Annotated in this window: 10 protein-coding genes and 3 pseudogenes; 9 read left to right on the top strand and 4 right to left on the bottom strand. The window is 63.8% G+C overall.

All coding sequences use genetic code 11. The features are described from left to right. Positions 1 to 36 precede the first annotated feature (36 nt). Positions 37 to 549: a hypothetical protein gene (locus ACFWBT_RS39510; RefSeq protein ID WP_385708652.1), complete on the top strand. Its 513-nt coding sequence runs from the start codon at positions 37 to 39 to the stop codon at positions 547 to 549. Between the two features lie 579 nt (positions 550 to 1,128). Beyond that, complete coding sequence (locus ACFWBT_RS39505; protein ID WP_385708649.1) at positions 1,129 to 1,368, top strand: hypothetical protein; 240 nt, start codon at positions 1,129 to 1,131, stop codon at positions 1,366 to 1,368. Positions 1,369 to 1,445: 77 nt separating this feature from the next. Here ACFWBT_RS39505 and ACFWBT_RS39500 read toward each other — a convergent pair whose 3' ends face one another. Further along, on the bottom strand, positions 1,446 to 2,390 hold the full coding sequence (locus ACFWBT_RS39500; RefSeq protein WP_385708646.1) for a JmjC domain-containing protein: 945 nt from the start codon (positions 2,388 to 2,390) through the stop codon (positions 1,446 to 1,448). Between the two features lie 895 nt (positions 2,391 to 3,285). On the opposite strand from ACFWBT_RS39500, the gene ACFWBT_RS39495 reads away from it, so the two are divergent. The 5 genes and pseudogenes from ACFWBT_RS39495 (at position 3,286) to ACFWBT_RS39475 (ending at position 6,521) form a co-directional block, all read left to right on the top strand. Beyond that, the gene (locus ACFWBT_RS39495) at positions 3,286 to 3,474 is read left to right on the top strand and encodes a hypothetical protein (RefSeq protein WP_385708644.1); all 189 of its coding nucleotides are present in this window, start codon (positions 3,286 to 3,288) and stop codon (positions 3,472 to 3,474) included. Between the two features lie 649 nt (positions 3,475 to 4,123). Continuing rightward, a complete protein-coding gene (locus ACFWBT_RS39490) occupies positions 4,124 to 4,516 on the top strand; it encodes a hypothetical protein (protein WP_385708641.1) in 393 nt (130 codons plus the stop codon). Positions 4,517 to 4,661: 145 nt separating this feature from the next. Continuing rightward, positions 4,662 to 5,360, top strand: a pseudogene (locus ACFWBT_RS39485) (IS6 family transposase); the annotation flags it as partial. A gap of 125 nt (positions 5,361 to 5,485) precedes the next feature. Continuing rightward, positions 5,486 to 6,010 carry a hypothetical protein gene (locus ACFWBT_RS39480; RefSeq protein ID WP_385708638.1) on the top strand — a complete coding sequence of 175 codons (525 nt, stop codon included), beginning with the start codon at positions 5,486 to 5,488 and terminating at the stop codon, positions 6,008 to 6,010. A gap of 124 nt (positions 6,011 to 6,134) precedes the next feature. Beyond that, on the top strand, positions 6,135 to 6,521 hold the full coding sequence (locus ACFWBT_RS39475) for a hypothetical protein (RefSeq protein ID WP_385708635.1): 387 nt from the start codon (positions 6,135 to 6,137) through the stop codon (positions 6,519 to 6,521). A gap of 134 nt (positions 6,522 to 6,655) precedes the next feature. Here ACFWBT_RS39475 and ACFWBT_RS39470 read toward each other — a convergent pair whose 3' ends face one another. Beyond that, positions 6,656 to 6,784, bottom strand: coding sequence for a hypothetical protein (locus ACFWBT_RS39470; protein WP_385708632.1), 129 nt, complete (start codon positions 6,782 to 6,784; stop codon positions 6,656 to 6,658). Here ACFWBT_RS39470 and ACFWBT_RS39465 point away from each other — a divergent pair. Together ACFWBT_RS39465 and ACFWBT_RS39460 are read left to right on the top strand one after the other, a co-directional pair. Continuing rightward, a pseudogene (locus ACFWBT_RS39465) lies at positions 6,749 to 7,303 on the top strand (ISAs1 family transposase); the annotation flags it as partial. The gene ACFWBT_RS39470 and the pseudogene ACFWBT_RS39465 overlap by 36 nt on opposite strands. 149 nt (positions 7,304 to 7,452) lie before the next feature. Then, positions 7,453 to 7,671 (top strand): annotated as a pseudogene (locus ACFWBT_RS39460) (ISAs1 family transposase); the annotation flags it as partial. Between the two features lie 173 nt (positions 7,672 to 7,844). On the opposite strand, the gene ACFWBT_RS39455 reads toward ACFWBT_RS39460, so the two are convergent. Continuing rightward, complete coding sequence (locus ACFWBT_RS39455; protein ID WP_385708629.1) at positions 7,845 to 8,036, bottom strand: hypothetical protein; 192 nt, start codon at positions 8,034 to 8,036, stop codon at positions 7,845 to 7,847. Further along, positions 8,017 to 8,202 (bottom strand): restriction endonuclease, encoded by a 186-nt coding sequence (locus ACFWBT_RS39450; protein WP_385708625.1) that lies wholly within the window; start codon positions 8,200 to 8,202, stop codon positions 8,017 to 8,019. Before ACFWBT_RS39450 ends, ACFWBT_RS39455 begins: the two co-directional genes overlap by 20 nt. Positions 8,203 to 8,306 lie beyond the last annotated feature (104 nt).

Below are 8,306 nucleotides of genomic sequence, written 5' to 3'. Positions count from 1 at the left end.
GGGACAGCGGAAGGCAGGCCCCAGTGCCCGAAGTGGGTGGGACCGGTATGGGCGGCTGCCCGCGTGCGGGTGGAGGGCTTGCGGGAGGAAGTCGCGCGGTTGGCTGAGGTGTTGGAGGCCGCGGAGATCGAGCTGGACCGGCGGGTGATCGCGAGGGAAGAGCTGGTCGAGGCCCTGGCAGCCTCGGCAGCCGAGACCACCGTCGTGACCGGGACCGAGGCGGAGGAGGAAGCGGTGCCGTCGCTCGCGCCGGTGCCGGGCTCGGTGGTGCCGCCCTGGCGGGAAGGGCTGCCGGTGACGGTTCTGGCACCGGACTATCAGCGGATTCTGGGCGTGCTGGAACAGCAGCGGTCCACGGGTCACGGACAGCTTCGGGCCAAGGAGATCGCGGTGGAGCTGGGCCTTGGGCCAACGTCGGCGAAGGTCGAGGGGCTGCGGTCGAAAGCCCGGCGCCTGGCGGAGCGCGGGTGGCTCCTCCTGGAGGCGTCGGGTGCCTTCAGTGCCGGCCGGTGGCCCGTGGCCGTGCCAGACGCCGGCTCATCCGCGTGACCATCGACCACCGGATCACCGCCTCGCTGGTGGCGGGCGGGGTCTCGTAGTCCTGGGCCGGACGGCGGGAGTTCATCAACCACGCGAATGTGCGCTCCGCCACCCAGCGTCTCGGCAGAACCACGTGACCCTGTCATGTCGTCGGTGCGGTTGACGATCTCCAAGGTCAGAGCGAGCTTGTCCCGGCATCAGCCGAACATCGCGGCGCGCTGGCTGGCTGGCGACGAGGTGTACGGCGGATGCGACCTGCGGCGGGAGGCCCGCCGGCTAGCTTCTACTACGCGCTCGCCGTCCGCGCCGACCACCGCGCCACGACCAGCGCCGGCTCCTTCACCGCCACCCAGCTCGCCGACCGGATTCCGAAGAAGACGTGGGCCAGGATGCGCACCGGCCACGGTATGAAAGGCGACCGGCACTACGACTGGGCGCTCGTCGAGGTCCAGGCCGACGACACCTCGACGGCCACGCGGACGGGCGCGCGTATCTGGTCATCCGTCGCCACCGCTACACCGGCGAACGCTCCTTCTACCGCTGCTACTCCACCACGCCCTGGGGCAGACCACCTGCTGGAACTCCTGGATGCGCTGGACCCTGATCAGCATGCTCGCCGCCGTCACCCGCACTCCCGCCGGCCCTGTCCGTCTCGTGGTGGCCAGCGCCCGCGAACTCATCCGCCTGCTGCGGGCCACCGTGCTACCACGGCCCCACCGCGATCTGGCACACCTACTGCACTGGTTCGCCTGGCGCCGCCACCACCAACACCAGGCAGCCCAGGCCCACCGCCGCTGGAACAACATCACCGCCGCAGCAACAACCTGACCAGCAGCGATGCCCAACCGATCAAGAAATACAGCTGCCGTGACTGACCTATCGCCCTACAGACATGGACTGGCCAACTACCACCCCGAGATGGGCGCTGCTTGCTTTCCATCATCGATGATGCGTTGGATCTCTTTTCCGACGTCAACGGCCTCCAGGGATGCAGCAAGCTCGTGAAGCCTTGCACGCAAGCCAGCCGACCAGTTTTGAGCGCCCACTGAAAATAGCGGCAATTCAGAAAACCGTGGATCTTCACCCATAACACGTTCAGCGATGGACGAAATTATCTGAGACCACATATCATGCCTAACTGCCACCGTTACGTGAAGAGAGGTAGCAGCACCAGCCAGTGTCGCATGTGGCGCATGACGTGGAATGTAAAGAAAGTCTCCCGGTTCCAGAGTAACGTCCATCACTGGCTCTCCAAGATTCTCTACCTCCGCAAGATCGTAAATTTTTCCAGGTAGTCTCGGATTCCCCTGAGGGCGCCAGATTTTCCAGCGCTTACATCCTTCGAGTTGAACAGCAAATACATCATCTGGATCGTCATGCGTCGAGAGTCCATGGACGCCTGGCGGAGTCACGAAGGCGTAGGTGTCACTTCGTGCCCCCAGTTTTTCGGCCATTATTTCACGACTCTTTCGCATGCTGTCGCAAAAAAGATGCACTTGCCTCCAAATAGCCGTTGCGCCGCCATCAATGTACCTAGCCATCTTCTCAGGGACCACGCGATCAGCAAAGTGCTGGCCATCAATGCGCACTGAAGCGCTATAAGCCCCACTGTGGAGGGGTCGCGAATTTTTGACGACCGTGATATAGCTGGCCTGCACCACTTGCTCTCGGAGGATCGCGTCCAGCCTCTGAACCGAAAGCACTTCCTTAGGCTTTTCGACGGCACCCCGGCGCAAAAACGGGATTTTTCCATAGTAATTCGAAAAAAATCGACCGTCATCACCTGCGAGTTGACTAAGATCCAAAGCGCGGTCCATTGAAACCCTTTCAAAGAAGATTGGTTGATCCAAGAGTTGCAATTTACGGGCAGATGCCAGCACTCGACAGTTCGGGGCAGCTAGCGAGTCGAGTTACCAGCCATCCCTGCATCAGTTGCCCTGAACAAAAGAAGTCGTTGCACTTGCCTTGTCTTAATGCTCCGTGAAGAATCGACCCTCATCTATTCCTCGAGTATCTGAGACACGCGTGGCGCCGCGTTTGACTTCCGCTGGCGCATCTACCTTCTGAAGGTTCTTCATCAGACTGTGCACTTTATCCATCAGTTCTTCGGTACGGATCTTAATATTTTCACCAGGACTGCCGAGGTTAGGCGGTGGCACGTCATCGAGGATGACCGACAGGGCGGTTGAGGGCCCAGACTGTGGCGGGAGCGTTCCCGTGTAAGTGCAGGGTCATTTGTGATAATCCGCTCCACGATCTGGCTCGGAAATGTAGACCACATGGTCGGCTCGCGACTAAAGCGCGATGACAATCTCACTGTGATTGGTCGAGACAGGGATGTCGAGGAAAGCGTCCTCTTCATCGAGGACGAAGTCCATCTCTTCCTCAGCGGGAACGTCTTCAGGCTTCACGGTTGACTCCATTTCGCGTTTGCGGACGGACAGCTATCCCTGTGGAAAGGGTGCAATTATATCCAAAGTCACATGGCCGAAGAGTGCCTGAGTAAGCAGTACTCAATCGCTGGCGTACTCGCGCCACGATCACACCGTTCTGCTGTAGTAGGTCGCGGTGGTCGCTGTAGTTCGGGGCGATGGCCTGGTGGCCACGGCGCCATGCGGACCAGTGCAGTGCGTGGCGGCTCTGACACGGCAGCTGTAGTTCTTGATCGTTGATGTGTTCGCGCAGGTAAGGACGCTGTCGGGGTGCCAGCGGACAGGAGAGCGGCCACCGCGATCATGAACGTTTGTGAAGACGATCAAGGATCAGGTGGCCGTGGAGGCCACGATGGCTCAGCAGGCGTGGACGACGGCGTTCGGGGCGGTGATGAGCGAGATCGCGGTGCTTCCCACGCCCAGAACCACGGCTGGTGGCGCGGGAGATGGCGCAGGCGATGCTGATGGAGCTGGACACCCGCAACTGCTGGTCGCTTGCTGAGGCTCTGTCTTCTCGATCAGGTTTGTCAGTTGGCCGATGAAGAGCTGCTGCTCGGGCGGAGCGTCGATCTGCACGCGCGACGCGCGGAGCCTTGGGCCGGCTTACGGCCGGACTGCGCCGCGCTTTGGAGACGCGCAGGTAGCGGGCCTTCCATTCCTCAGCGCGTGCACGGGCTGCATGTCTTTCAGGAGTGCGCTCGATTTACCCCCAGACGGGGTCAGATGGCTCTCCGTGCTCAGCAGCGGGGCTCCCAGCCCGCCATCGCAGAAGGGTGCCCACCGCCTGCGGGTCGGGCAGCCGCATGCCCGACGGCGCCGGTAGCAGGCGAGGTGACGTGAGGTGGGGTTCCCGGTCACGGCCGTGTCACGTCACCTGCCAGCCCCACCGCCCGCACATCCGCAACCGCACTGCCTCTAGTGGTGCCTCCACGTACGCCTCTACAATGGGTCCATGCCAAAGATTCCGTAGACCTCAGCCCTGAAGAGCTCGAACGATTGAACGCCTTTGCTAAAAGCAAGGGCGTCTCGACTCGCTCTCTTGCGCACAAGGTGCTCGTGTCCGAGGTGGACCGGGCCGCGTTCCTGGACGCCGCCCGCGGCGCCTACCCCGTGGCGTTGGCCGCCGTCGAGGACGCTCCGGAAGGCCTTCGGTGAGCCCGATCGTCTACGTCGATCCCGGATGGCTCCTCACGATCCAGTCCGAGACCGCACCCGACAACGTCGACGTCAGCGATTGGGGCGCCCTGCACTGGACGGGCACCGCCCACCGTTACGAGCAGATCGCGGGCTCCCCGTACTACGAGGAGCCGGAGGCGCGCGCGGCGACGTTCATCTACCTCGCGCTCACGCTGAGGCCGTTCGCCGATTACAACCTGGTCATCGGTTGGTCGGCCTCCCAGGCGTACATGCGGCTTTCCGGCCGGCCGGTCGCTCCGGAGCCCAAAGCGTTGTGGACCCTGGCGGGGGAAATCCGCGCGGGGGAGACAGGACTGCGGGACACCGCGGCGGCCATCCGTTCTTGGCGCAGCGACTCCGGTACCTGATCCGCCACCGACGACAGATGCCGGCGGGGGTTGAGCTGCGATCGTTCCGCCAACCGGGCACGCTTGTCAGTCCGAAGGGCGCTGTCACGTTAATAGGTGAGGGTGGGATGATCTTCAAGTTGGTCATGCCTGGGAGGGTTCGTTCGTGTCGGCTACACCGCCGTCGTACAAGCGCCACCGCTACCCCGCAGAGATCATCGCGCAATGCGTGTGGCTGTATTTCCGTTTCCCTCTCTCTTTTCGTGAGGTCGAGGAGTTGATGCCTCAGCGCGGTGTGCTCGTCTCCCACGAGACGGTGCGGCGATGGTGCTGCAAGTTCGGGCAGGCTTACGCCGACAGGCTGCGCCGCCGTCGGCCCGCGGCCGGCGACAAGTGGCATCTGGACGAGGTGTTCGTCAAGATCAACGGGGAGCGGCAGTACCTGTGGCGGGCCGTCGACCAGCACGGCAACGTCCTGGACGTCCTCGTCCAGTCCAAGCGCGACGCGAAGGCCGCCAAGCGGTTCCTGGCCAAGCTGATGAAGAAGCAGCAACGGGTGCCCAGGGTGCTGGTCACCGACAAGATGAAGAGCTACCCGGTCGCCCACCGCGAGCTGATGGGCTCGGTGGAACACCGGGCGCACAAAGGGTTGAACAACCGGGCGGAGAACTCCCACCAGCCAACGAGGCAGCGCGAACGCGCCATGAAATTCTTCCGCTCACCCGGCGCGGCCCAGCGGTTCCTGTCCGTGTTCAGCGGCATATCACCCCACTTCCGACCACGCCGCCACCTGATGACCGCGGCCGAACACCGCCTCGAGATGACCATCCGCTTCACCATCTGGGAACACGTCACCCAGACCATCAGCCTGCCGGGCGCCTACCGCGTCGCTCGGCGGCCTCCATTCGGATGCGCTCGCGAAACGCTCGATCCGGCCGTCACCAACAAGCAACCAACCTTCTGACAACAACGGGATACGACCGTGTCCGCGTGGTCACCGCCGACGCCGCACACCTTCCGCCTGACGTCATCCCGGGCACCGGCTTCGACGCCATCATCGTCACCGTCGGCACCTGGGATCTGCCCTGGATCCATGCCCTCGCCGAAGGCGGGCGCCTCGTCGCACCACTGCGCCTGCACCAGTACACCTGGGCCATCAGTTTCACCCAGCACGACGGCGCCCTGCACAGCGACGAGCCGCTCATCGTCTGCGGCTTCGTAGCCATGCAGGAGGCGACGCACGAACCCCCCACCGCCGCGCTGTCCCTGGCACCGGTGTCCATCTCTCCTGGGACGACGGCACCCCGCTGCCCGTCGACCGGCTCGCCCCCGCCCTCACCCGCGAACCGGGCCTTGGGCCGGATCACCTCAACGAGCCTGCGGCGCCCGGCTTTCGGCCGCGACCTCTCACATGGTCCCACCGCCGGCACCGGGGCATTCCGTCAGGGCCACTGCACCGGCACTTCACGGGTCTACTCCTTCACAGCAGCAGGGCCACGACCGTCAGTTTTTTGAGTATTGCGGCGACAGGTTTAGGTATTGACTACAGATGCATGGTCATTCGTGCGGGCCTCAGTATGTGTGCAACACACACGTCAGATGGTGTGGTGAGATTTCGTCAAAGGATGGGAATCACGCTATGAGCAGAATTATGAAACGCTTCGGACTGGGCGTATCCGCCACGGTGGCCGCTGCGGCTTGCAGCTTCGCGGCAAGCGCACCGGCCCACGCCGGCACCGAACAGACGTTTAACACCACTGGCGATTGGCAGGTCGTCGGGTCCGCGTTCAATCTCCTCTGGCCTACGTACTGGGAAGTCGACCTGTACGACCCCAAATACCCTGCGGCCACAGTGACGTCCACTTCCACGATCGACCTCAAGACGGCTGTTCCTCCGTTCATTGTTCGGCGGGACTTCCACGATCATGTCGCGATCAACGCTGCACCGTCAGTCAATTCTCACATCGTGCTTCGCAGCCCAAAGGGCCTGAAGGCAAGGGTCGTGCATGCGGGCATTTTTGCCTGACATGGGCGGTGTCGAGGACCAGGGCTTCGGCGTATCTGTCGGACGGGCCCTGGGATCGGGACAGGCACGGTTTCCAAGATCATGGAGTTCTTGACGCCCCGTGATCCGAATGGAAGACCGTGCCTGTCGACGCATCATCCCTGATCCCGCCCGCGCTTGACCAGCTCCGTGATGAGCCCGAACCTCGGTCCGAGGAGATCCCGGGACTGGTCGAGCACCTCGCCGGGGTGCCGGACCCGCGTGACCCGCGCGGGGTGCGTCACGCTCTGGCCGTGGTGCTCACACTGACCGCGTGCGCTGTGCTGACCGGGGCAACGTCACTGCTTGCTGTCGGCGAGTGGATCGCCGATGCCCCGGCTCACGTGCTTGAACGCCTCGGTATCTGCACCGATCCGCTGATGTCCAGGCGACCGGTGCCGACGGAGTCGACGGTCCGTCGACTGTTGGCCCGCGTCGACGGCGACGCGCTGGACCGGGCGGTCGGCCGCTGGCTCACCGACCGCCGCCCGCAACCGAGTGGCGCCGCTGACCTGCGCGGCGTGTCCGTGGACGGCAAGAGCCTGCGCAGTGCTGCCAAGGCGAAGGGCCGCAAGATCCACCTTCTCTCCGCTGTCGAGCACACCACCGGCCTGGTCCTGGCCCAGCTGGATGTCGGTGAGAAGACGAACGAAATCACCCGGTTCCAGCCCCTGCTCGACACCGTCGCCGACCTCGCCGGAACGGTGGTCACCAGCGACGCCATGCACACCCAGCGCGAGCACGCCACCTACCTGCTCGGCCGCAAGGCGCACTACATCGTGATCGTCAAGGACAACCAGAAATCCTGCGCAAGCAGCTCAAGTCGCTGCCCTGGAAGGACATCCCGCTCCTGGGCCGAACCAAGGAGAGCGGCCACGGGCGCCGCGAGATCCGCCGGATCAAGGTCGCCACCGTGGACAGCCTGCTGTTCCCCGGCGCTCGCCAAGCCATTCAGATCAAGCGCCGCCGCACCGACCGCAAGACCGGCAGGACCACCGTCAAGACCGTCTACGCGGTCACGAGCCTCACCGCCGAGCAGGTCACTCCGGCCCAGCTCGCGAAGTTGGTTCGCGACCACTGGACGATCGAAGCCCTGCACCACGTCCGGGACACCACGTTCGCAGAGGACGCCTCGCAACTGCGGACCGGCAACGCGTCCCGCGCGATGGCGACCTTCCGCAACCTCGCCATAGGCGCCCTGAGACGAACCGGCGTCACCAACATCGCCGCCGCCCTCCGCCGCAACGCCCGCGACCCCCGGCGACCACTGGCTCTCCTCGGCCTCGCATGATCACAAACCGGACATCACGCGACTACGCCGAAGCCCTGACCTTGCAGCCACTGCAGATTCTCTTTTGTCGGATCCAGCGGAGTCACGAGGTCCCATCCGGTGATCCGGAGCCCCTGTTCCTGAGCGTAGGCGATCAGGCGCCTCAGGGACTTCTCGATCTGCGTCTTCTGGCTGGCCTTGAGGTTCTCAGTGAACTTTTTTGACATGCACGACGTGGTGGCTTCCGTCCGACTGCGGGAGCAGAAGGTCAATTCCGCCATCTCCCCGGGAAGGCCGAATGCGGACGCAGTCCGGGTGTCGCCGGGACAGCAAGACCGCAACGACCTCTTCAACCTCATCACCGCTCAGGCGGGTCCATTCAACTCTCGACATGAGACCACGCTAGTGTCCTGCGCCAGAGATCCGTCGGCAGAAGCGGGCGAGGGAGTCGAGGATTTCTTCGGCTGTCTTGGTCCAGATGAAGGGCTTGGGGTCGT

It is taken from the genome of Streptomyces sp. NPDC060027 (assembly GCF_042737005.1).
GTDB lineage: Bacteria > Actinomycetota > Actinomycetes > Streptomycetales > Streptomycetaceae > Streptomyces.
The sequence above is the reverse complement of the archived record's forward strand: the minus strand, read 5'-3'. Positions and strand labels throughout refer to the sequence as shown.